Origin of the sequence: Kribbella sp. NPDC059898 (assembly GCF_042730855.1) — a bacterium.
In the GTDB taxonomy this organism is placed as follows: domain Bacteria; phylum Actinomycetota; class Actinomycetes; order Propionibacteriales; family Kribbellaceae; genus Kribbella.
This window is the reverse complement of record NZ_JBHWKR010000001.1, coordinates 996298-1017129: the sequence shown is the minus strand read 5'-3', so window position 1 is coordinate 1017129 and position 20832 is coordinate 996298. Positions and strand designations below refer to the sequence as shown.

Annotated in this window: 22 protein-coding genes and 1 riboswitch; of the genes, 10 read left to right on the top strand and 12 right to left on the bottom strand. The window is 69.0% G+C overall.

The window, feature by feature from the left end:
- The first annotated feature begins 155 nt into the window (after window positions 1-155).
- The 3 genes from ACFV9C_RS04995 to ACFV9C_RS04985 all read left to right on the top strand — a co-directional run bounded on the left by ACFV9C_RS04995 (window position 156) and on the right by ACFV9C_RS04985 (window position 2779).
- On the top strand, window positions 156-494 hold the full coding sequence (locus ACFV9C_RS04995) for a DUF485 domain-containing protein (RefSeq protein ID WP_380190753.1): 339 nt from the start codon (window positions 156-158) through the stop codon (window positions 492-494).
- Window positions 495-505: 11 nt separating this feature from the next.
- A complete protein-coding gene (locus ACFV9C_RS04990; protein WP_380190886.1) occupies window positions 506-2134 on the top strand; it encodes a cation acetate symporter in 1629 nt (542 codons plus the stop codon).
- A 189-nt stretch (window positions 2135-2323) separates the two neighbouring features.
- Window positions 2324-2779, top strand: a complete 456-nt coding sequence (locus ACFV9C_RS04985) for a hypothetical protein (protein WP_380190752.1) — start codon at window positions 2324-2326, stop codon at window positions 2777-2779.
- Between the two features lie 305 nt (window positions 2780-3084).
- Here the strand turns inward: ACFV9C_RS04985 and ACFV9C_RS04980 are convergent, their stop codons facing one another.
- From ACFV9C_RS04980 to ACFV9C_RS04970, 3 genes are read right to left on the bottom strand one after another with little or no spacing between them, the layout of a single operon-like run.
- Window positions 3085-4575 carry a CHAD domain-containing protein gene (locus ACFV9C_RS04980; RefSeq protein WP_380190751.1) on the bottom strand — a complete coding sequence of 497 codons (1491 nt, stop codon included), beginning with the start codon at window positions 4573-4575 and terminating at the stop codon, window positions 3085-3087.
- Between the two features lie 20 nt (window positions 4576-4595).
- On the bottom strand, window positions 4596-4736 hold the full coding sequence (locus ACFV9C_RS04975; RefSeq protein WP_380190750.1) for a hypothetical protein: 141 nt from the start codon (window positions 4734-4736) through the stop codon (window positions 4596-4598).
- On the bottom strand, window positions 4733-5533 hold the full coding sequence (locus ACFV9C_RS04970; RefSeq protein WP_380190749.1) for a methyltransferase: 801 nt from the start codon (window positions 5531-5533) through the stop codon (window positions 4733-4735). Before ACFV9C_RS04970 ends, ACFV9C_RS04975 begins: the two co-directional genes overlap by 4 nt.
- Before the next feature lie 28 nt (window positions 5534-5561).
- On the opposite strand from ACFV9C_RS04970, the gene ACFV9C_RS04965 reads away from it, so the two are divergent.
- A complete protein-coding gene (locus ACFV9C_RS04965; protein WP_380190748.1) occupies window positions 5562-7064 on the top strand; it encodes a PLP-dependent aminotransferase family protein in 1503 nt (500 codons plus the stop codon).
- On the opposite strand, the gene ACFV9C_RS04960 is transcribed toward ACFV9C_RS04965, so the two are convergent.
- The 5 genes from ACFV9C_RS04960 to ACFV9C_RS04940 all read right to left on the bottom strand — a co-directional run bounded on the left by ACFV9C_RS04960 (window position 7057) and on the right by ACFV9C_RS04940 (window position 12470).
- Window positions 7057-8004, bottom strand: coding sequence for a FecCD family ABC transporter permease (locus ACFV9C_RS04960; protein ID WP_380190747.1), 948 nt, complete (start codon window positions 8002-8004; stop codon window positions 7057-7059). The two genes, ACFV9C_RS04965 and ACFV9C_RS04960, sit on opposite strands and share 8 nt — an antisense overlap.
- Window positions 8001-8975, bottom strand: coding sequence for a FecCD family ABC transporter permease (locus tag ACFV9C_RS04955; protein ID WP_380190746.1), 975 nt, complete (start codon window positions 8973-8975; stop codon window positions 8001-8003). The genes ACFV9C_RS04960 and ACFV9C_RS04955 overlap by 4 nt, the downstream gene beginning before the upstream one ends.
- Window positions 8972-9988 (bottom strand): ABC transporter substrate-binding protein, encoded by a 1017-nt coding sequence (locus ACFV9C_RS04950; RefSeq protein WP_380190745.1) that lies wholly within the window; start codon window positions 9986-9988, stop codon window positions 8972-8974. The genes ACFV9C_RS04955 and ACFV9C_RS04950 overlap by 4 nt, the downstream gene beginning before the upstream one ends.
- 26 nt (window positions 9989-10014) lie before the next feature.
- Window positions 10015-10199: riboswitch (cobalamin riboswitch) on the bottom strand.
- An 8-nt stretch (window positions 10200-10207) separates the two neighbouring features.
- Window positions 10208-11170 carry a hypothetical protein gene (locus ACFV9C_RS04945; RefSeq protein ID WP_380190744.1) on the bottom strand — a complete coding sequence of 321 codons (963 nt, stop codon included), beginning with the start codon at window positions 11168-11170 and terminating at the stop codon, window positions 10208-10210.
- A gap of 13 nt (window positions 11171-11183) precedes the next feature.
- On the bottom strand, window positions 11184-12470 hold the full coding sequence (locus ACFV9C_RS04940; protein WP_380190743.1) for an MFS transporter: 1287 nt from the start codon (window positions 12468-12470) through the stop codon (window positions 11184-11186).
- 187 nt (window positions 12471-12657) lie between these two features.
- Here ACFV9C_RS04940 and ACFV9C_RS04935 point away from each other — a divergent pair, with 187 nt between their 5' ends.
- The gene (locus ACFV9C_RS04935; protein WP_380190742.1) at window positions 12658-13449 is read left to right on the top strand and encodes a hypothetical protein; all 792 of its coding nucleotides are present in this window, start codon (window positions 12658-12660) and stop codon (window positions 13447-13449) included.
- 70 nt (window positions 13450-13519) lie between these two features.
- On the opposite strand, the gene ACFV9C_RS04930 is transcribed toward ACFV9C_RS04935, so the two are convergent.
- Complete coding sequence (locus ACFV9C_RS04930) at window positions 13520-13870, bottom strand: sterol carrier family protein (RefSeq protein WP_380190741.1); 351 nt, start codon at window positions 13868-13870, stop codon at window positions 13520-13522.
- Between the two features lie 82 nt (window positions 13871-13952).
- Here ACFV9C_RS04930 and ACFV9C_RS04925 point away from each other — a divergent pair, with 82 nt between their 5' ends.
- Window positions 13953-14582 (top strand): hypothetical protein, encoded by a 630-nt coding sequence (locus ACFV9C_RS04925; RefSeq protein WP_380190740.1) that lies wholly within the window; start codon window positions 13953-13955, stop codon window positions 14580-14582.
- Here ACFV9C_RS04925 and ACFV9C_RS04920 read toward each other — a convergent pair whose 3' ends face one another.
- The gene (locus ACFV9C_RS04920; RefSeq protein WP_380190739.1) at window positions 14583-16121 is read right to left on the bottom strand and encodes an alpha/beta hydrolase; all 1539 of its coding nucleotides are present in this window, start codon (window positions 16119-16121) and stop codon (window positions 14583-14585) included.
- Window positions 16118-17068 carry a stage 0 sporulation family protein gene (locus tag ACFV9C_RS04915; RefSeq protein WP_380190885.1) on the bottom strand — a complete coding sequence of 317 codons (951 nt, stop codon included), beginning with the start codon at window positions 17066-17068 and terminating at the stop codon, window positions 16118-16120. Before ACFV9C_RS04915 ends, ACFV9C_RS04920 begins: the two co-directional genes overlap by 4 nt.
- 774 nt (window positions 17069-17842) lie before the next feature.
- Here ACFV9C_RS04915 and ACFV9C_RS04910 point away from each other — a divergent pair.
- Genes ACFV9C_RS04910 through ACFV9C_RS04895 form a run of 4 tightly spaced genes read left to right on the top strand, consistent with a single transcriptional unit; the run spans window position 17843 to window position 19900 of the window.
- Window positions 17843-18064, top strand: a complete 222-nt coding sequence (locus ACFV9C_RS04910; protein WP_380190738.1) for a hypothetical protein — start codon at window positions 17843-17845, stop codon at window positions 18062-18064.
- On the top strand, window positions 18045-18563 hold the full coding sequence (locus tag ACFV9C_RS04905; RefSeq protein WP_380190737.1) for a DUF6879 family protein: 519 nt from the start codon (window positions 18045-18047) through the stop codon (window positions 18561-18563). Before ACFV9C_RS04910 ends, ACFV9C_RS04905 begins: the two co-directional genes overlap by 20 nt.
- A complete protein-coding gene (locus ACFV9C_RS04900; RefSeq protein WP_380190736.1) occupies window positions 18544-19392 on the top strand; it encodes a helix-turn-helix domain-containing protein in 849 nt (282 codons plus the stop codon). Before ACFV9C_RS04905 ends, ACFV9C_RS04900 begins: the two co-directional genes overlap by 20 nt.
- A gap of 55 nt (window positions 19393-19447) precedes the next feature.
- Window positions 19448-19900, top strand: coding sequence for a hypothetical protein (locus ACFV9C_RS04895; RefSeq protein ID WP_380190735.1), 453 nt, complete (start codon window positions 19448-19450; stop codon window positions 19898-19900).
- A gap of 418 nt (window positions 19901-20318) precedes the next feature.
- Here the strand turns inward: ACFV9C_RS04895 and ACFV9C_RS04890 are convergent, their stop codons facing one another.
- Entirely contained in the window at window positions 20319-20804 is a 486-nt protein-coding gene (locus ACFV9C_RS04890; RefSeq protein ID WP_380190734.1) for a DUF4190 domain-containing protein, read from the bottom strand.
- Window positions 20805-20832 lie beyond the last annotated feature (28 nt).

Genomic DNA, 20832 nt, shown 5'->3' with positions numbered 1-20832 from the left:
TACCGTTCACCGCAGTTGAGTGATCCACCGAACGACTGGTGTGCTCCGCTGAGCGACCGGTGCGCGCCGGTGCTGTCGGGACGGTAGTGAGCCACGACACAGTACGGGGCAGCCGGCTCCCTACCGCCCGGCGTGATCCCCGTTGGAGGTCCCGCATGAGTGAATCCACTCGCGAACCGGAACTCACGACGTACCGGGATGTCCAGATCTCACCGGACTTCTCCGAGCTGCGTCGCCGGTTCCGGCGCTTCGTGTTCCCGATGACCGCGTTGTTCCTGGTCTGGTACTTCGTCTACGTCCTGCTCGCCGACTACGCGCACGGCTTCATGTCGCACCGGATCGGCGGCGGCAACATCACCGTCGCGCTGCTGTTCGGCCTCGGCCAGTTCGTGTCGACGTTCGCGATCACGATGATCTACGTCCGCTGGGCGGACCGCCGGGTCGACCCGGACGCCGAGAAGCTCCGCCACCAGATCGAGGGAGCACCGCAGTGACCGCCCCGTTGATGTTGCCGCTGGCAACAGTAGGCAACCCGACCGTCAACATCCTGATCTTCGCGCTGTTCGTGCTGGCCACACTGGCGATCGTGTTCCGCGCCTCCCGGAACAACAAGACCGCCGCGGACTTCTACGCCGGCGGCCGGAACTTCACCGGCCCGCAGAACGGCATCGCGATCTCCGGCGACTACCTGTCCGCCGCGTCGTTCCTCGGCATCGCCGGCGCGATCGCGCTGAACGGGTACGACGGCTTCCTGTACTCGATCGGCTTCCTGGTGGCGTGGCTGGTCGCGCTGCTGCTGGTCGCCGAGCTGATCCGGAACACCGGCCGGTTCACGATGGCCGACGTACTGTCGTTCCGCCTCAAGCAGCGGCCGATCCGGATGGCGGCCGCGATCTCCACCCTCTGCGTCTGCTTCTTCTACCTGCTCGCGCAGATGGCCGGTGCCGGCGGGCTGGTCGCACTGCTGCTCGGCGTCTCGAGCAACACCGGTGTGCGCATCGTGATCGCCGTGGTCGGCATCCTGATGATCGTGTACGTGCTGGTCGGCGGCATGAAGGGCACCACCTGGGTGCAGATCGTCAAGGCGGTACTGCTGGTCATCGGCGCCGGGATCATGACGATCTGGGTGCTGGCGAAGTACGCCTTCAACCTGTCCGGCCTGCTCGGCGCGGCGGTCGACAAGAGCCCGGCGGCCGGCGAGAAGCTGCTCAGCCCGGGCCTGCAGTACGGCCTGACCGGTGTCACCAAGCTGGACTTCATCTCGCTCGCGCTCGCCCTGGTCCTCGGTACCGCGGGCCTGCCGCACGTGCTGATGCGCTTCTACACGGTGCCGGACTCGAAGGAAGCCCGGCGCAGTGTCAGCTGGGCGATCTGGATCATCGGCATCTTCTACCTGTTCACTCTGGTGCTTGGGTACGGCGCGGCCGCGATCGTCGGACCCGACCGGATCAAGGCGGCCCCGGGCAAGGCGAACTCGGCTGCCCCGCTGCTCGCGTACGAACTCGGCGGCGAGGTGCTGCTCGGGGTCATCTCGGCGGTGGCGTTCGCGACCATCCTCGCCGTGGTGGCCGGGCTGACGATCACCGCGAGTACGTCGTTCGCGCACGACATCTACGGCCAGATCATCAAGAAGGGCCAGATCAGCGGCGACGGCGAGGTCCGGGTGGCCCGGCTGACCGCGGTCGTGATCGGCATCGTCGCGATCATCGGCGGCATCTTCGCGAACGGGCAGAACATCGCGTTCCTGGTGGCGCTCGCGTTCGCGGTCGCGGCGAGTGCGAACCTGCCGACGATCCTGTACTCGCTGTTCTGGCGCCGGTTCAACACCCGCGGCGCGCTGTGGAGCATCTACGGCGGCCTGGTCTCGACGATCGTCCTGATCGTCTTCAGCCCGGTCGTCTCCGGCAAGGTCGACGCCAAGACCGGCAAGAGCCTGTCGATGATCACCGACACCGGGATCGACTTCCACTGGTTCCCGCTGGACAACCCGGGCATCATCTCGATCCCGCTGGCGTTCCTGCTCGGCTGGCTCGGCACGATCACCAGCAAGGAGCCGGTCGACGTCGACAAGTTCGCCGAGATGGAGGTCCGCTCCCTCACCGGCGCCGGCGCCGAGAAGGCGGTGGCGCACTAGAAGACCTGTCAGGCAGGCCCTGCCGAACCAACGCGAGCCTGCCTGACAGCCCCAAACAAAAGATGGGAAGGAAAGAAACAGAGAAGGGAGAAGAACAAAAGAAATACAAGAGAAGAGATATAGAGTGGTGGTCACCTTCGGCGCTGACCCTAAGGTTTCCGAGGCCACGAAAGAAAGAACATGCAGCAAATGTCAATACCCGCCTTGCCCGCAGATCCTGACCAGCACCTCACCGCGGATGAGGTCACCGCGAACAAGATCCTCGCTCCGTTCGACATTCAGATCGTCAAGATCGGCGGCGAGTTCACCCTTCGGGGCAACCTGACCGGCTTGGACGCCGCATACCTCCACGTGGAAACCAGCCGCCAGATCCCTGGCTCGGTCAAGGACAGCATCACCGTCTTCGGCCAGCGCCGGGAGAAGCTGTTCGCTGACTGCCTCGCCGAACACGGACACCCAAAGGCACTGGATCACACCGCCAAGGATCCCGAGACCGGCGTTGATCCCAATGCGGCACCCTCACAGCTCTACGCAGACTGCCAGGCAACAGTGCTGGCCCGTTACGGCCTGAGGTTCGAAGGCGACACGCCCGACCGCCTCCACCGCGCGAAAGGCCCGGACGCCAAGCTCTACGAGTCTCGATAGCCCTCCAGTGCGCGCTAGGGAACGCACACTCTTGTCCGCCTCTCGCGTGCCACGGCACCTGGCCACACGGCAGGACCTCAGTGTGGAGCGGTCGAGGCGAAGGCGGTGCGAGGCAGATCGGGCCGGACGATGCGCTGTCGACCAGCAGCTGTTTCCAGGCGGTCACGGCGCCAACATCTCACGGTCCGCGAGCGCCCCAGTTCACCGATGACAGCGCGGCCGCGTGCGCACAGTCACGGGTGGGCGGGAGCGGCGCGTAGATCGGCGACGAAGGAGCCGGGCTGCGCGCCGCGGGGTCGGAGCAGTCAGATTTGGAATTCGAGGGTCGGCCAGAGCTTGTAGAAGGCTTCGCGGGAGGTGTTGCCTCGGTGTTCCTCCGTGGCGTGGAGGCGGCCGTAGGTGAAGGGGTTGCCGCCTTCGGCGTGGACCTGGAGGGCGAGGGTGTGGAGGAGGTCGCGGGAGACGACGGAGTCCTGGTGTTCGCCGAGGATCTCCTGGACCTGTTCGGCGCGGGCGGCGAGTGCGGTGGCCTCGTCGTTCAGGACCGGTACGACGGACTCCGCGGCGTAGCGTAGGCGCTTCGCGGACTTTCGTACCTCGTGGAGCTCGTGGTCCTGTTCCGCGGCGGTCTCGGCCTGCTGGGAACGGCGTACGGCCTTGCGCATCCGGTCGTAGTCGTGGGCGAGCAGCTCGCGGATCTGGCGAGCGGCCTTGCGGTCGTCGCCGGTCAGGGGCGGTTTGGCGATCAGGTCGTCGAGGGCGTCGAGGAGCTGGAAGTACCGCGCGCTCTCCAGTGCGGCCAGCGCGCCGGCGCGGCCCTCGCGGTAGACGCGGCGGAGATGGTCGTCGATCCGGCCGGCGACCCGGCCCATCACCAGCTCGGCGGGCTGTTCCGCGACCTCGGCGGCGAAGTGTTCGCGTTGTACCTCGGCGTCCCGGGCGACCCCGAGCTCGCCGGCGAGCCACTTCAGCTCGGCGCGCAGCTCGTCGCCGGCCGCGCGGTCGATCACCGGACGGTACGTCGCGAGCGCCGACCGGAGCCGCCGCGTCGCGACCCGGAACTTGTGGATCGCGTCCGGCACATCCCGCCGTACCTCGGGGTCCCGCTCCCGGATCGCCCGCACCTGCGCGCCGGCGTACGCGCGGAACAGGTCCGACGTCCGCGGCTTCGTCGGCAGGGCACCTTCGTCGTATGCCGGGACGCGGTCGCCGAGCGCCCTCGCCAGCTTGCTCGGGCCGCCCGCCGGAACCGCACCGGCCGAGCGGAGCAGCTCGCCCGCGTCCTCAAGGAGCAGGGCGTCGCCGCCGACGAGCTCGACCTCCCATTCGCGCCAGCTCTCCGGCGTACCGCCCGTGACCGTCGCGGTCACGTGGTCGTCGGCCAGCTCCGCGAGCACCGCGCCGTCCGCGTCGAGGAGGCGATGCACCACTCGCCGGGTCGACAGCGTGACCACCGGCTCCACCTTGCGGTCCCGGACGTGGACCCGGACCGTACGGACCACAGCGACCGGCACGCTGCGCACCGAACGCCCCAGCGGGTACCGGACCTCGAGCCGCCCGGCCGTCCCGGGGAACTTCACGTGCCAGCCGTCGTCCTCACCGCCGGTCCGGCGCCGCAGCGTGACCTTGTGCGCGGCCAGGTCGAAGGCGGCGGTGTCGTAGTACACCGCCTCCAGGTCGAGCTCGAGCGGTTCCGCGACGCTCGCGACACCGGGCAGGTCGTGCAGCGCCGGCACGATCGCGTCCTCGCCGACGTCGTACTTCGTCTCGATCTCGAGCTGCTCGGTCCGCGCCATCCTCCTTGTTTACCAGGCGTTCATGAACTGGCCCTGAGATCGTCCACCAATCGTTGTAGATCCCGATCGGTGACGCCGCCGACCGTCGGCCGGAGCTGGCAGCGCTGGTTGCGTTTCAGCGCCCGGCACACCGCGGCGATCAGGATCAGGAAGCCGATCATGTCCGTCCCACCCCCTTGAAGAACGCGTAGTGGAAGGTGCCGCCGGGTGCGGCGGACTTCTCCAGGTCGGCGATGCCGGCCGCCCACTCCACGGCGGTCAACAGGCCGGCGGCGATCGCGCGTTCGCGGACCGAATCGACCATCGCGATGAACGTCTTGCGGGTGAACCCGTCGACGAGGTGCGGGAGGTTCTGGTCGGCGTACACGGTCCGAGGCTCGACGTGTACGTCGTCGTACCCGGCCTGCTCGAGCAGCGGCTGGAGGCGGCGGCCGATCAGCGAGTCGCCGCCCGCCGCGGCCTGCAGGTCGACGAGGCAGTCGACGACGGCCTGGGCGCGGGCGCTGCGCGGATGGAAGAAGGCTGAGCCGTGGTCGCCCTCGATGACGGTGATCGTGCCGCCGGGCTTGAGCAGGCGCCGGAGCTGGGTGAGGGCGCCGACGGGATCGGCGAGGTGTTCGAGGACGAAGCAGACGAAGACGTGGTCGAACTTCTCGTCCGGCAGTTCGCGGAGGTCCGCGTGCCGCCAGTCGACCACGGCGTACGGCGCGTGCTCGGCGACCCGGGCCTTCGCCTGGGCGAGCGAGGCCTCGGAGATGTCGATCGCGACCAGGTCGATGCCCGGGCTGCGGGTGACGAGCTGGACGGTCTGCGCGCCGACGCCGCAACCCGCCTCGAGGACGCGGCTGCCGGCCGGGTACGTCGTACCGCCGTGCAGGAGGTCGGCCAGCGTGCCGGCCTGGTCGGTCAGCCGGCGGGTCTCCGCCGGGGTGTAGCCGTGGACGTAGTCGGTTCCCATACCTCCACGGTCGCGCGACAATGGTCCAGTGAACAGGTCCAATCCGGCACCAAGTGGCCGGTCCAAAGGCGGCGCGGACTTCCTCCAGCTCGATCCGTCGGAGGCGCCGCCCGGCGGGCTCGCGGACTGGCTCACCGAACGCCTCCGGGCCGCCATCTCCAGCGGCCAGCTCGCCACCGGCACCCGCCTCCCCGCAACCCGCACCCTGGCCGCCGACCTGGGCATCTCCCGCGGCGTCGTCACCGAGTCCTACCAGCGGCTCACAGAAGACGGGCAGGTTGCAGGCCGCGGCCGAGGAGGCACTGTTGTGGTGGCGGCGCCCGTGGTCGACCGTTCGACAGGACGTAGTCGTCTACGTATACGAGCCCGCCCGCCTGGCGAGTCCGGCGAATGGGCCGAATCGACCGACACCTCCTGTCGTTCGGCCGACAACCCCGAGATCTTCGACGCGCTCCGGGCCGCGCCGGCTCGGGTGGATTTGACGCCGGGGGTGCCGGACTTGGCGGCGTTTCCGCGGGGGGCCTGGTTGCGGGCGGAGCGGGCGGTGCTGGGCGAGCTGGGGGCGGCGGAGTTCGGGTACGGCGATCCGGCCGGGACGCCGGTGCTCCGGCGGGCGGTGGCGGGGTGGTTGGCGCAGTACCGGGGGATCGCGGCCGACCCGGAGGACGTCATCGTCGTCGCGGGTGTCGCGCAGGCGATCGCGATCGTCGCGCAGCTGCTCGACCGGCACGGCATCCACGAGGTCGCCGTCGAGGACCCCGGCTCACTCGGCTCCCGGCAACACCTGCAGAACTGGGGCATGCGCACCCCACCCATCCCCGTCGACGACCGCGGCCTCCAGGTCGACGTACTGCGCAAGTCCGAAGCCGCCGTGGTGATGGCAACCCCGGCGCACCACTTCCCGACCGGCGTGGTCCTCGACGGCGAACGCCGCCGCGAACTCGTCCAATGGGCCACGAACGGCGGCCTGATCCTCGAAGACGACTACGACGCCGAACACCGCTACGACCGCCCGCCGGTCCCGGCGCTCCGCGCGATGCTGCCCGAGCAGGTGTTCTACGTCGGCAGCGTCTCCAAGCTGCTCGCGCCCGCCCTGCGGATCGGCTGGATGCTGGCGCCCCCGCAGTACAAGGAGGAAGTGATCGCCCGCAAACGCCTCGCCGACCTCGGCAACGCCGCCCTCCCCCAGCTCACCCTCGCGCACCTGATGGAGTCCGGCGAACTCGAACGCCAGCTCCGTCTGCTCCGCCGCCGGCACCGCACCCGCCGCGACGCGATGGTCGCCGCCATTCGCACTCATTTGCCGACAGCAACCATCCACGGCGCCGCCGCCGGCCTGCACCTGACGATCACCTTCGACGAGGCGGACGACGTCGCCCTCGCCGCGGCCGCCCTGGACGCGGGCGTCAAGTGTCACCCGCTCTCCTGGCACTGCCAACTCCCGCACGCCCCCGGCCTGGTCCTCGGGTACGCCGCCCGCACCCCGACAGAGATCGCCGACGCGATCGCCACCATCGCGAAGGTCAGCTAGGACGCGTCAGCAGATACAGCAGGTACGGCGCACCCATGAACGCGGTCACCACCCCCACCGGAAGCACCGTCGGCGCGACCACCGTCCGCGCCAGCAGATCCGACGAAACCACCAGCAACGCCCCGATCGCCCCCGGCACCACCAGCCCGGGCCGCCGAACCAACCGCCGAGCCAACTGCGGCGCCACCAACGCCACGAACCCCACCGGCCCGGCCGCCGCCGTCGCGAACGCCGCGAGCCCCACCCCGAGCGCGATCAACGCCCCGCGCGCCAACTCGACCCGCCCGCCGAGCGCCCGCGCCACGTCGTCGCCGAGCTCGAGCAACCGCAACTGCCGCGTCAGCACCACGGCCGCCGGCACCCCCACCGCGAGTGTGGCCCCAATCAGTACGACGTGCGTCCACGACCGCCCCGCAAGACTCCCGGCCAGCCACATCGACGCGCTCTTCGCCGTGTAGATGTCCGCCAGCGTCAGCAGGTACGCCGTCAACGACCCGACAATCGCCGTCACCCCGACACCGACCAGCACGAGCCGATTCCCCGACATCCCGTTCCGGTACGCCAGCAAATACACACTGATTGCCGCCAGCAACGACCCGAGCAGCGCCCCGAGCGGGATCCACCCGCTGCCGATGACGGTGATGATCAGTACGGCGGCCAGCGCGGCGCCGGCGTTCACGCCGATCAGATCCGGACTGACCAGCGGGTTCCGGGCGAGCCGCTGGAAGATCGCGCCGGAGATCGCGAACGCCGCCCCGACGCCGATCCCGGTCAGCACCCGGGGCAGCCGGTTGTTGACGACCACGTCGTACGTGATCAAAGTGCCGTGCCCGGACAGAGTCCGCAGTACCTCGGCGATCGACAGCGTGTAGTCGCCGCGGGTCAGGGCATACGCGCCCACGAGGACGGTCAGCACCGACGCGACGAGGCCCGCTCTCACAACGCGGCCATTCGTCGGCGCCGGACCAACCCGATGAACAGCGGCGCACCGATCAGCGCGGTGACGATCCCGACCTGCAGTTCCGCCGGACGTACGACGACCCGCCCGACGATATCCGCGAGCAGCAGTACGACAGGCGCGAGCAGCATCGAGCACGGCAGGATCCGGCGCTGGTCCGGTCCGACGACCAACCGGGCGACATGCGGTACGGCGAGCCCGAGGAAGCCGATCGGCCCCGCGATCGCGGTCGCCGTACCGGCCAGCACCACCACCGCGAGACCGGACAGTACGCGGACCAGGAGCACCCGCGTGCCGAGCGCCTGCGCTAGGTCGTCGCCCAGTGCGAGCTGGTTCAACGATCGCCCCAGCACCAGCGCAAGAACGATGCCGACAGCAACGAACGGCACGGCCTGGGCGACCACCCGCTGGTCGGCCAGCGACAGCGAACCGACCACCCAGAAGCGGTACTCGTTCAGCGTCGACAGATCCACCAGCGTCGCCGCCGACGTGATCGAGCCGAGCAGCGCGGAGATCGCCGCACCGGCCAGCGCGAGCTTCACGGGCGTCGTACCGCCGACCGCGCCGACCAGATAGACAGCCACCGTGGCCACCAGCGCCCCGCCCATCGCGAACCAGACGTACCCGGTCAGGCTGTGGATGCCGAACAGGCCGATCGCCGCCACGACCGCGACCGCGGCACCGGCGTTCACGCCGAGGATCCCGGGGTCGGCCAACGGGTTCCGGGTGACGCCCTGCATCACCGCGCCGGACAGCCCGAGCGCGGCGCCGACCAGCACGCCTGCGACGGTCCGCGGCAACCGCAGGTACCGGACCACGCGGTCGCCGTCGCTGCCGCTGAAGTCCGCCAGCGCCCGGTACACAGCGCCGGGCCCGATCCAGCGGTCGCCGACGCACAAGGACAGCACGACGACGACCGCCAGCACCGCGACCAGACCGGCCGCGCGCTTCACTTGACCAGGTCGGGGTGCAGGATGTGGCCGAGGTTCTCGGTGGTGTAGGCGCCGCGGACGCCGGCGGAATGGTTCGCGAACAGCCACGGCACGACGTGCTGGGAACGCACTGCCTTCAGGTTCGCGAACGCCGGATTGGCGAGGATCTTCCGAACGCCCGGCTGCGAGGCCGCGGGTGTCAGCGACGCGTCGCAGCACCCGCTGATCAGCACGTAGTCGGGGTCCCGCTTGATGAACTCCTCGACGCTGATCTTCACGTTCCGCTTCGAGGTCAGGTCGGCGAACGCGTTCACGCCGCCCGCCTGCCGGATCAGCACCGTACCGAAGTCCGGACCGCCGGACACGGTCATCCCGCCGCCTTCCAGGCCCGGGCGGACGATCGCCACCGTCGGGCGCGGCGCATCCTTCACGGCGGCCGCGACCGCGGCGATCCGCTTCTGCTGGTCGGCGATCACCTGCTCGGCGCGGTCCTCGACGCCGAACAGCCGGCCGAGGTCGCGCAGGTCGGCGTACACGTTGTCCATCGAGACCGTCGCCGGGTCGATCGCCTCGTCGCCGTTGCCGTCCGCGGTCGGGCAGAGCGGGCTGAAGATCCAAGTCTGTACGCCGAGGTCGGCGAGGCTCTTGCGGCTGCCGAAACTCGCGTCGCTCCCGACGGCGCTGAACACGTCGTTGAACCCGGACAGTACGAAGTCCGGGTGCAGGCTGAGCAGTTCCTCGCGGCTCGGCAGGTTCTTGAAGTACTTCGCCTTCGACTGCGCGGCGGCGTACTCCGGCAGCACCTGGGAGTCGAGGTACGCCGTACCGACCAGGCGGTCCGAGATACCCAGCGCGTGGGCCAGCTCGATCGCGGGCTGGTACGCCGCGAACACCCGCTTCGGCGGCCCGTCGACGGACACGTCGATCCCGCAGTTCTTCACCGTGGTGGCCCCGGGACTCTCCGCGGCGGACGGCGCGCAGCCGGCCAGCAGGGTCAAGGACAGGGCGACAGCAAGCACACGTACGACGGCCATGAGTGGACCGCTCCTCCAGCACCTCGTGGACGGGTCAGCGCCGTGGCCGGTCTCCTGGCTGACGGGTACCACGTCCACCGGTCTGACCTTCCCAGCCGCACGCGGCCAGTGGTCCCCTTACGGGTACGACAGGTGCACATCCCGATCACAGTGGCGAGGGCCGCGCCGGTACTTCACCGGCTTCCCGAACACCACGGCGCGGTCACCATAGCACCCGGGTCAGTGCGTGTAGAGCGACGAAAGGGCGAGCGCGAACTGGGTCATCAGGTCCGGGTTGACCGCGCGGGCCGGCAGCGGGACCAGGTCGACCAGCTTGTCGTCGCCGACCCGGATCGTGGTCCGGCCGGTCGCGGTGTCGATGTACCCCTCGTCGCCGAGCGGGATCGACTGCGAGGTGGAGGCGTTCCGGAGCGGGGCCATCAACGCCTTCGCGTCCGGCTCCCGGCGGACCGAGGAGTACAGCACGCGGGTGGCGGTGATCCAGCCGCACACCGGGTCGCCGACGAGGGTCTCGCCGTCGCGGCGGGCCGTCGCCGGTACGCCCAGCACCTGCTCGGCCGCGTCCGATCCGCGATCGCACTCCGGCCGGGTGATCTCGAGCGCGGGCGCCTGCAGCCCCGGCGCCTGCCGGGCGACCTCCTGCCCGAGGACGACGTACTTCGCGAGCGTGGCCTGCGGACCGGAGAGCTTGTACAGCCGGCCGTCGAGCAGGAACACCAGGAACTGGCTCGTCCCGTACCCGCCGTCGCCGACGTTCGCGGTCACGGCCGGCTCCCGCCCGTGCGCGGCGTACGTCTTCCGCGCCGCCGCCAGCGTCGCGGCGGTTGCCTGCAGCACCGAGACCCCGATCCGCAGCACCGGGCCGTCCGGCGCGGTACTCAGGCTCAGCTGGCAGACGTCGTACGACGGGATGTCGATCTCGGCCGGCGGGTTCTGGCGCACGATCTTCACCACCGGCACGGCCAGCGTGGTCCGGACCAACGTCTCGTCGATCGAGGTGCACAGCGTCTCGACAGGCGTCGCCGACGCGGTCGGTGACGGCGTGTCCGAGGGCGTCGCGGACGGGGTGTCGAACCCGCTCACCGACACCAGCGGCGGCACACTCGGCGCGGTCTCCTGCCCATGACCCCCACACCCCGCAAGCAGTACGACGGCCAGCCCGGCGGCGATCAGGGTACGCATGATGACTGAGACTCTAACCGGCGGCGCGGAGTTGCCTTTCGCGGACGGCGTGTTCGTCGGTGCGGGCGTCGTACCGCCAGAACTCGCGCAGCCAGACCGAGGTCGCGAGCACGCCGGCGACGCACAGGACGCCGCCGCTGACGATCGCGGTCCGGACCGTGGTGAGGTCGGCGACCAGGCCGGAGCGGGCCTGACCGCCGAGCGGGCCGAGCGAGTACCCGAGCATCTCGATCCCGGCCAGCCGGCCGCGCATCTCGTCCGGGATGGTCTGGTTCCAGATCACCGAGCGGAACAGCACCGACACCATGTCGCAGGCGCCGGCCAGCGCGAAGAACCCGATCGCGAACCAGATGTTCGGCGCCAGCCCGGCGATCCCGACCGCGGCGCCCCAGCCCATCGTCGCGAGCACGACGGCCCGCCCCTGGTGGTGGACGTGTTTCGCCCAGCCGCTGGTGAGCGAGGCACACATCGCCCCGATCGCCTCCGCGCTGTACAGCAGCCCGAGCAGCCTCGGCTCCTTCAGTACGTCGGTCGCGAACGCCGGGAACAGCACGATCGGCATCGCCAGGAACATCCCGACCATGTCCACCAGGTACGTCGCCAGCAGGTCCTTGCGGCGGAACGCGTACACGATCCCGCCGCCGATCGCCCGCAGACTCGGCGCCGTGGTGTGCTCCTTCGACCGGTACGACCCGAGCCGGGCGTACAGCAGCGTCGCGAACACGATCCCGGCCAGCTCGACCGAGAACGCCCAGGTCACGCCCACGGATCCGACCAGTACGCCGCCCAGCGCCGGGCCGGCGAGCTGCCCGATCTGCGAGGTCAGCGAGCTCAACGCGACCGCGGCCGGGATCTCCTCGTGCTTCACCACCCGCGGCAGCAGGGCCTCCCGGCTCGGGCGCTGCAGGGAGGAGGCGACCGCGTTCAGCGCGCCGCAGACGTAGATCAGCCAGACCTGCGGATGCGCGAGCAGCGTGTTCGTCACCATCAGCGCGGAGATCACGACCTGCGCGATCCCGGTGCCGACCAGCAGTTTCCGGCGTTCCACGTGGTCCGCGAGCGCACCGCCGTACAGGCCGAAGACCACCAGCGGGGCGATCGTCACCAGGCCCATCGCGCCGACCGCGAAGTTCGAGCCGGTGAGTTGGTACAGCTGGTACGGCAGCGCGACGTACCCGACCATGCCGCCGAGGAAGAAGACCGAGCCGGCGACCAGCAGGACGCGGAAATCGCGGGAACCACGCCACGGGGTCAGATCGACACGCAACCGGGCCAGCCGCGAGCGAAGACTTGCTGCCACCGGAACATGGTGACAGGTCCGACCGCCCCAGACGAACCTGATTAACCGCCAGCCTTTCCACCACCGTCGAAAGGGCCCGGGTGCGACCCGCAGCCGTCCTAGCGTGACAACCGATTGGTTGCCCACGGCGTCAATCTCGGCGGCCGGGAAAGATCCCGGCCATCCTCGGGAATCGGAGAACAACCGCATGATCTCGATCAAGTCGGTCGGCACCCGCCTGCTCGCCGGCCTCGCCGTCGGTGCGGCGGCCGGTGCCACCCTGCTTGTTCCGTCGGCCGCGCACGCCGCCCCCGCGTCGCAGACGGCTGCCACCGCTGTCACCGCCACCACACCGTCGGGAGGGCTGCTGCGCCCGGGCCAGTACCTGAAGCCCGGCCAGTACCTCCGCTCGCTCAACAAGGTCTACACGCTGGTCATGCAGACCGACGGCAACGCTGTGCTGGTCAAGGGTCGGACCCCGATCTGGGCGACCATGACCAACCGCAAGTCGTCCACGCTGATGATGCGGCCCGACGGCAACCTGGTCGTCATCTCCGGCCGTACGACGGTCTGGGCCAGCGGAACCGCCGGCAGCACCGGCGCGATCCTGAACGTCCAGAACGACTCGAACCTGGTCCTCTACAACATCCGCCGCAAGGCCGTCTGGTCCCGCTACATGGTGATGGTCAACCTGTACCCGGGCCGCGTCCTGAGCAACCCGGTCGCGCTGTACTCGCAGAACCGGGTGTACCGGGCGCAGATGCAGGCCGACGGCAACCTGGTGATCGTGAAGTACGGCAAGACGCCGATCTGGAGCACCAAGACGGTCAGCAAGGGCGCGTTCGCGACCATGCAGACCGATGGCAACTTCGTTGTCTACAGCGCCGCCAAGAAGCCGCTCTGGGCTTCCAAGACCACCCGTAAAGGTTCCGTGCTGCAGATGCGCGGCGACGGCAAGCTCGCGATCATCTTCGGCCGGACCACGGTCTGGGTCAGCTGAGAATCTCCTCAGTTCCTGAGCCGCGGCGTCCTCGGGGGAGGCCGCGGCTCAGTTGTTCGCCAACTGTTCGTCAGCTGTTCGTGAGCGGCAGCAACGCGGTCAGATCGGTCCGTTCGCCACTCGCACGGAGCTTCCCGGACATCCGTGCGTCCGCCCAGCTCATGCGGCCGAGCGCGACCTCGATCCACAGCTCCGGCGGCATCTCGATCACCGCTCCCGGCGTACCACGGGTGTGCCGCGGGCCCTCGATGCACTGCACCGCGCCGTACGGCGGGATCCGTACCTCCACCGCGTGCCCCGGCGCCTTCGCGACCAGGCGGTTCAGCAACACCTTGGTGAGCAGCTTCAGTTCGGCGCGTTCCGCCGTACCGTCGTCGTAATGCTGCAAGGCCTGCTGGAAAGCGGTGTCTGACGTCTCCACGACGTGCCAGCGTACGCGGCGTTTGCGGTGACGCCCCTCTCGTCGGCGATAATCGGGCGGGAGAGAGGGAAGCGAGGTCGGGATGCTCACGCCCAGGCACCAGGCGCTGCTGATGACGCTGGCGGGAATGACCGTCGGTGTGGTCGCGTTCGGCACGGTCGTCGTCGTCAACGGCGGCAATCCGTTCACAGCGCACGACGAGCCGGTGGGCATCGTCAGCCCGACCTCTTCGAGTACGCCGAACCGAGGCAACGGGCTGCAGGCCGACGGGCTGCAGTACGTCGTACAGAACTTCGGCACCGACCAGGACCCGGTGTCCGCGGAGGTGCCGACCGGCTGGAAGAGCGCGCAGAGCGGCACCCGGCCGAAGTTCCTCGACCCGACCGGCGTCTGGCAGCTCCGGTTCGACACCCGCGGCAGCAAGCAGAGCCCGGACGAGCTCGTGCGGAACCGTGAGCGCAGCATCGACGAGAAGGACCTCAAGGTGCTGAGCCGCGACAACGGCATGCTCGTCTACACGTACGTCGACAAGACCCGCGGGCCGCGGATGGGCCTGTCGCGCTGGATCTCGCTGGACGACGGCAAGACGGCCGCCGTCGAGATCACCGTCGGCGGCCGCCCGCAGGACGAGGCGGGACTCCGCGCCGTCCTCCAGCAGGCGGTCGACACCCTCAAGGTGCCGGTCTCACCCGGCGACAACCGCCCTAACTGATCAGCACTTGATGTCGGCGGCCGGGGTGTTGCCCTGCACGAGGTAGCTCTCGACGACGTTCTTCACGCACGCGTTCCCGGACAGGTACGCCGTGTGCCCGTCGCCGTCCCGGGTGACCAGGACGCCGCTTTCCAGCTCGTGCGCCAGCCCGACCGCCCACTCATACGGGGTCGCGGGGTCCCGCGTCGTACCGAGCACCATGATCGGCTTCGCGCCGGCCGCCTTGATCGGGTGCGGGGTGTTCGTCGGCTTCACCGGCCAGTTCACGCAGGACACCGACGACCAGGCCATGAACTCGCCGAACCGCGGCGACGCCGCCTTGAACTTCGGCAGGTCCGCCTGGATCTGCGCGATCGAGGTGGCGTCCGGGCGGTCGCTGCAGTTCACCGCGATCTGCACCTCGTTCGAGTTGTCGGCGTACCCGGTCGGCTTGCGGTCGGTGTACTCGTCGGCCAGCGCGAGCAGCCGGCTGCCGTCGCCTGACAGCCCCGCCGCGACGGCGTCCTCGAGCCGCGGCCAGAAGTCCTTCAGGTACAGCGGGTAGACCAGGCCGAGGATCACCAGCGCCTGCGTGACCTGCCGCTGCCCGTCCCCCGGCAGCGGGTGCTCGTCGCTGTCCTTGATGAGCTTGTCGACCTTGCCGAGCACCTCCTCCTTGCTGCTGCCGAGCTTGCAGGACCGCTGCGCGCAGTCCTCCGCGAACGCGTCCAGCGCCTTGTCGAACCCCTTCGCCTGCTCGATCCCCATCTGCTCCGACGTGATCGCCGGGTCGACGGCGCCGTCCAGCACCATCCGGCCGACGTTCTTCGGGAACTCCTCGGCGTACGTCGCGCCCAGGTACGTCCCGTACGACATGCCGAGGTAGTACAGCTGCGGGTCGCCGACGACACCCCGCAGTACGTCGATGTCCCGGGCCGCGTCCTTCGTGTTCACGTACGGCAGCAGCTTGCCGGAGCGCTGCTCGCACCCGGCCGCGAACGTCTTCGACTGCTTGTCCAGGTCCGCGATCTCGGCGGCGTTGTCCGGGCTGCCGTCGGCGGCGATCATCGCGTCCAGCTGCGCCGTGTCCAGGCACTTCACCGGCGTCGACTCACCCACCCCGCGCGGATCCCAGCCGATGATGTCGAACTTGCGCAGTACCGAAGCCCCGAACAGCATCGGCGCCTGCGCCGCGAACTCCTGCCCGCTCGCCCCCGGCCCGCCCGGGTTGATGAACAGCGTCCCGATCCGGCCGCCGCGGTCCTTCGCGAGCACCTTCCGGGCGCGCAACTCGATCGTCTGGCCGGCCGGCTTCGTGTAGTCCAGCGGCACCTGGATCGTCGCGCACTCCTGGTTCGTCCCGCAGCGCTGCCAGTCCGGGCGCTGCTGGTAGAACTTCTCCAGCCCCGCCGGGATCGGCCCCACCGGTCCGCTCGGCGGATTGCTCCCGACCCCGGGCGCCGTACCGTTGCCGGCGTCCTGCGCGCGACTCGCCACCCCACACCCACTCGCGAGCACCGCCAGAGCTGCCACCAGTACGGTCGACCTGCGGAATCTCACTGCGGGCTTTCTCCCTCGTCGTCATGATGCAACCGGCGACGCCGGCGTGGCTTCCGCGTACGGCGCTCTTCCTCCGCCGGCGGCGTTTCCTCCGGTACTACTGGCGGTGCGTCCGGGGTCGTCGTACTGGACGCCTCGTACTGCTGGCGCGGCGAACACACGTCGGCCCGGCTGCACGCACAGCGCCGGCCGGAAGCCGCCAGCCGGACGACCACCGTGTCGCTCGGCACGTTGTGCCCGACCACCACTCCATCACCTGCGGGGGTCTCCACCGCGGATCCGAGCGCCGGGGCCTTCGCGTTGAACTCCTGGTACAGCGGGTGCTCGTACTTCAGGCAGCACATCAACCGGCCGCACGCGCCCGAGATCTTCAACGGGTTCAGCGGCAGGTCCTGGTCCTTCGCCATCCGCACACTGACCGGCTCGAAGTCCTTCAGGAACGTCGCACAGCACAGGTCCCGCCCACACGGCCCGATCCCGCCCTGCAACCGCGCCTCGTCCCGCGCCCCCACCTGCCGCAACTCGATCCGCGCCCGCAACGCCCGCGCCAGATCCCGCACCAGCTCCCGGAAGTCCACCCGGTGCGGCGCCGAGAAGTACACGATCACCACCTGATCGATGTCCGGCCGCCGATCGACGAAATCGATCCCGACCACCTTCATCGGCAACCCGTGCTGCCGGATCGTCCGCTTCGCGATCCCCCGGGCATCCGCCCGCCGCTGCCGATTCTGCTCGTCCCGCTCCAGATCCGCCGCCGACGCGATCCCCGCACAGGCCGGCAGCCCACCGACCTCCTCGGTCACGTACTGCGGCGCCCACACACACTCCGCAACCTCAGGCCCGTCATCGGTAGGCACCAGCACCTTGTCCCCCACCCGAGGCCGAAACTCCCCCGGATCAAGGTAATAAAGCCGCCCGTACCGCTCGAACGACACCGCCATCACCATGCCCACGCCGCCAGACTACTTGCAGACCTCCGCCCTGACCCCCTCAACACAACCCCACGATCAGCCCCCGTACTTGCACAGCCGCACGAACAGCCCCCCGCGTGCTCCGCAGCCGCTAGCTTCGTCGCTCCGCTCCTCAGACGCGGCCGCTCCGCGCGCCCCACCCACCCCCGGACTACCGCCCGGACCTGCGGCTCCGCCGCGGGCTGCGGCTACCGCCGCGAATTGCGGCTAGCGCCGCGGGATTGCCGGCTACCGCCGGCGTTTTGCGAGCTGCCGCTCGCGTGTGACTGCCAGGCGGACGTTCTTCGTACCGTGACTGTGATCGTCGTACCCGGTGGTGACAGGCGACCCGTCATACGGCCGGGACCCACAACATCAGCTCGCCCGATCGCCCCCGACAACCGACCGCCGGTCACCGCCGGCCGCCGAGTGAGGTGGCGACTTCGCCCGCCAAATCGCTCCGCAGAGCGTTCGCGGTCGTACCGACAAACCACATCGGGGACGGCGGCAACATCCCCCCAGTCGACCCGCACGTGCTACACCAAACGAACTGTGGATCACATGCACCAGCCGGAGATCAGCAGGGCTTCGCGCTCGGTCACCTCAACGGCGTGAGGTGACTGCGGCCAGATCGCCTGCCGGCCCTTGAGGGCAGGCTGGCCTACGCTCAAACTCGTCTCGCAACATCTCGCAACTACTCTTGACCGCAACCAGACGCAAGCGGAGGGTAGTCAGCGGCAACCGATCGCAACGACTTCAGGGGAGTACGACATGCGCCTTACCTTCGTCGCCGGAGATCCGGCGTCCAACCCGAAGAACTCACCCACCCTCTACAAGACCGACCGGGACAGCTGGATCGTCCAGGGCTGGGTGGTCAACGACGCGGACGCCCTGACTACGCTCAACCTTCCTGACGGTGAGTCCGCCGTCGAGATCCCGGACCGGCTGGTCCCGTTCTTCTTCCAGGAGGGTCGTGCAGGAGATAACGTCTGACGATCTGTCCGAGCTGCTGTCGTCGTTCAAGCACTCAGCGGTTCACCTCGAGACCCGCGACGCCTACGGCACCGTCACTGAGCTGCCGTACATGGCCAAGTGGGCTCGGGGCGAACCGGACGACCTGGCATGGCTCAACGAATGGTGCCAAGAGCTGCGGGACCACGTGCGGGCTGGCCGGAGCGTCCGGCGGGCACGCGTCGTCTCCGAACCCTTGAGCGACTACCAGCGCTGGAGTTACAGCATCGCTGATCCCATGGTCGACGCCGGTGAAGACATCCGCTGGGTACCGCGCCGGCTGACGTCAACCATCTGCCTGCCGGGCAACGACTTCTATCTCATCGACAACCAGCAGGTCGTGTTCTTGCACTACGCCGGCTCTGGTCTGAACACGGCTTTCACCACGACGACCGACCCGGCGGTTGTCCAGATGTGTTCGGCGGCCTTCGAGAAGGTGTGGGCGCTAACTATCAAGCACCGTGAGTACCAGCCCGTCTGACGCCGCCCGCAAGGCTCAAGAAGCGCTCGGCCAGCGCCTGCGGGAGTTGCGTAAGGATGCCGGTCTGTCCGGTCGTGACCTCGCGGCCGCGACAGGCTGGCACTTTACGCGTGTCAGCAAGATTGAAAACGGCGTCCAGGGCCCCACCGACGCCGACCTCCGTACCTGGTGCGCCGCTTGCTCAGCTGAGGAGAAGATCCCCGATCTCATCGCGCAGGCGCGCGCCGTCGAGTCGATGTACATGGAGTTCAAACGGCGCACCCGCGCCGGCATGAAGCAGCTCCTCCAGGCGGGCGGCGACCTGTTCGAGCGCACCGAACGGTTCCGGATCTACGAACACAACGTCATCCCCGGGCTGTTCCAGACTGCCGAATACGCCACCGAGCTACTGACTTTCTGGATTGACTTCCTGGAGACGCGCAACGACATCGAGGCCGCGGTGGCCGCCCGAATGGAGCGCCAAGCCATCCTGTACCGGGCTGCGAAGACCTTTTCGGTGGTGCTGGAGGAGGCCGCCGTCCGCACCCAGTTCGGCACACCGGACACCATGGCTGGCCAGCTCGATCGCCTGCTGTCGGTTATGACCCTGCCCAACATCTCGTTTGGTGTCGTTCCGCTCATGGTGCAGCGCCGGACCGTTGGCTCGACCGGCTTCTGGATCTTCGACGACACCCTCGTCTCGCTGGAAACTCCCACCGCCAGTATCGACGTCAGCCAGCCTCAAGAGATCGGGCTGTACGAGCGGATGTTCGAGCAGCTCCGGCAGCCGGCCCTTTACGGTCGCGACGCCCGAGCGCTGATCATCCGCATCCAGGGCGAATTGGCATAGCAACTGTTCGCAACGGTCTGGTCGTTGCCCATAGCCCCTTTGTAGCGTCATTGGCATGACGGCAACGGTCATGCACACGAGGGACGGACAGCGCCTGCACACATCTGAAGCCTGCTATTCGGTCCGCTGCAGGTGCGGTCCCGAGAGCCGCCGCCAGCCAGCCGCACACCCGCGGGCCTACGCCTACGTGCGTGCCGAGCTGCTGGTGTCCACCTCCGAGGTCAACCGCACCAAGGAGCGGCTGTCCGCGTTCGCCAAAACCTCCGGCTTGGAGTTGGCGGCAGTCTTCGTGGAAGAGGATCCGCGGCGACCGCTGCTGGCGTTTGAACGGTTCTTCCAGGCCGTCATGCGCGACCATGTCCCGGTGGTGCTCCTGCCGAGCCTGCTGCATCTCATGGTCCTGGGGGCGCCGGGGCGCATCAGGGAGCACTTCGAGGCCGCGACCGAGGCTCGGGGCGTCACGTTGGACCACCCTGTGGCCTGTCCCGCTCGCGCGGCGGTGCCTTGATCCGGTCCGCGACCACATGCGTCCTTGTCCGAGTCGTCTGTTCCCCTGTGGAGGACTCGGCCAGGGATCTCAAACCGGCTGGCGCGGTGTAGTGAGGCGAGGCCTGCACTGCGCCAGCCGTTCCACGCTTCCGCCTTCCCCGAAGTGAGCTGTCATATGTCGCAGATCGAGCAACTGAAGCTGCAGCTCCACGGCCTGGCCGACCAGTCCCGGCAGGGTGCGGGCAGTCTGGCCGGGTTCAAGCAGCGCTTCGAGCAAGCCAGCCAACACGTCCAAGCCCTCATCTCGGGATCCGCCACCCGCGCCGACCAGGACATCGCCACCATGCTCGACGCGGCGGGCAAGTCAGTCGAGCAGGCCGTCCAGATCGCCGAAGCCGGGCGCGGAGCGGGCGCGTTTGAGGAGTGGAGCGACGAAGCTAGCGGGTGTGTAGCGCGCGGGGGGCTGCTTGTGCGGCTGCGTGGGGGGTGGGGTCGTGTTGGACGGTGGTTGGGGTGGGGGCGCCGTAGTCGGTGTGGGAGGTGGTGCCTAGGACGATGATGAAGGTGAAGAAGGCTATGTAGGCGAGGGTGAGGACGGCGCCGATGGCCAGGCCGGCGATGGCCATGCCTTTGCCTTCTTGGTTGCGGTGTTTGATTTGGACGAGGGCGGCGATGCCCAGGCCGATGGCTACCGGGGCGGTGATGCCGATGACGAGGCCGCCGAGGCCGCAGATGAGGGCTGCGGTGGCGAGGCCGTTCGTACCGCCGGATGTGCCTTGGTAGCCGTACCCGTAACCGTAGCCGTAGGGCTGTTGCGCGTATGGCTGCTGTGGGTAGCCGGGTTGTTGGCCGTACCCCGGTTGGCCGTAGGTCGGCTGTTGGCCGTACTGCTGGGTCGGGTACGTCGGTTGCGGGCGGACCACGTCCTATGGGCGGTTGGGGTCTGACCCG

What these genes read in the sequence shown, in the direction of transcription:
- ACFV9C_RS04925 (WP_380190740.1), top strand. Translation starts at nt 13,953, where the DNA reads ATGCTCACGCCCAGGCACCAGGCGCTGCTGATGACGCTGGCGGGAATG.
- ACFV9C_RS04945 (WP_380190744.1), bottom strand. Translation starts at nt 11,170, where the DNA reads ATGCGTACCCTGATCGCCGCCGGGCTGGCCGTCGTACTGCTTGCGGGG.
- ACFV9C_RS04980 (WP_380190751.1), bottom strand. Translation starts at nt 4,575, where the DNA reads ATGGCGCGGACCGAGCAGCTCGAGATCGAGACGAAGTACGACGTCGGC.
- ACFV9C_RS04975 (WP_380190750.1), bottom strand. Translation starts at nt 4,736, where the DNA reads ATGATCGGCTTCCTGATCCTGATCGCCGCGGTGTGCCGGGCGCTGAAA.
- ACFV9C_RS04915 (WP_380190885.1), bottom strand. Translation starts at nt 17,068, where the DNA reads ATGGTGATGGCGGTGTCGTTCGAGCGGTACGGGCGGCTTTATTACCTT.
- ACFV9C_RS04990 (WP_380190886.1), top strand. Translation starts at nt 506, where the DNA reads ATGTTGCCGCTGGCAACAGTAGGCAACCCGACCGTCAACATCCTGATC.
- ACFV9C_RS04910 (WP_380190738.1), top strand. Translation starts at nt 17,843, where the DNA reads ATGCGCCTTACCTTCGTCGCCGGAGATCCGGCGTCCAACCCGAAGAAC.
- ACFV9C_RS04935 (WP_380190742.1), top strand. Translation starts at nt 12,658, where the DNA reads ATGATCTCGATCAAGTCGGTCGGCACCCGCCTGCTCGCCGGCCTCGCC.
- ACFV9C_RS04995 (WP_380190753.1), top strand. Translation starts at nt 156, where the DNA reads ATGAGTGAATCCACTCGCGAACCGGAACTCACGACGTACCGGGATGTC.
- ACFV9C_RS04895 (WP_380190735.1), top strand. Translation starts at nt 19,448, where the DNA reads ATGACGGCAACGGTCATGCACACGAGGGACGGACAGCGCCTGCACACA.
- ACFV9C_RS04970 (WP_380190749.1), bottom strand. Translation starts at nt 5,533, where the DNA reads ATGGGAACCGACTACGTCCACGGCTACACCCCGGCGGAGACCCGCCGG.
- ACFV9C_RS04985 (WP_380190752.1), top strand. Translation starts at nt 2,324, where the DNA reads ATGTCAATACCCGCCTTGCCCGCAGATCCTGACCAGCACCTCACCGCG.
- ACFV9C_RS04950 (WP_380190745.1), bottom strand. Translation starts at nt 9,988, where the DNA reads ATGGCCGTCGTACGTGTGCTTGCTGTCGCCCTGTCCTTGACCCTGCTG.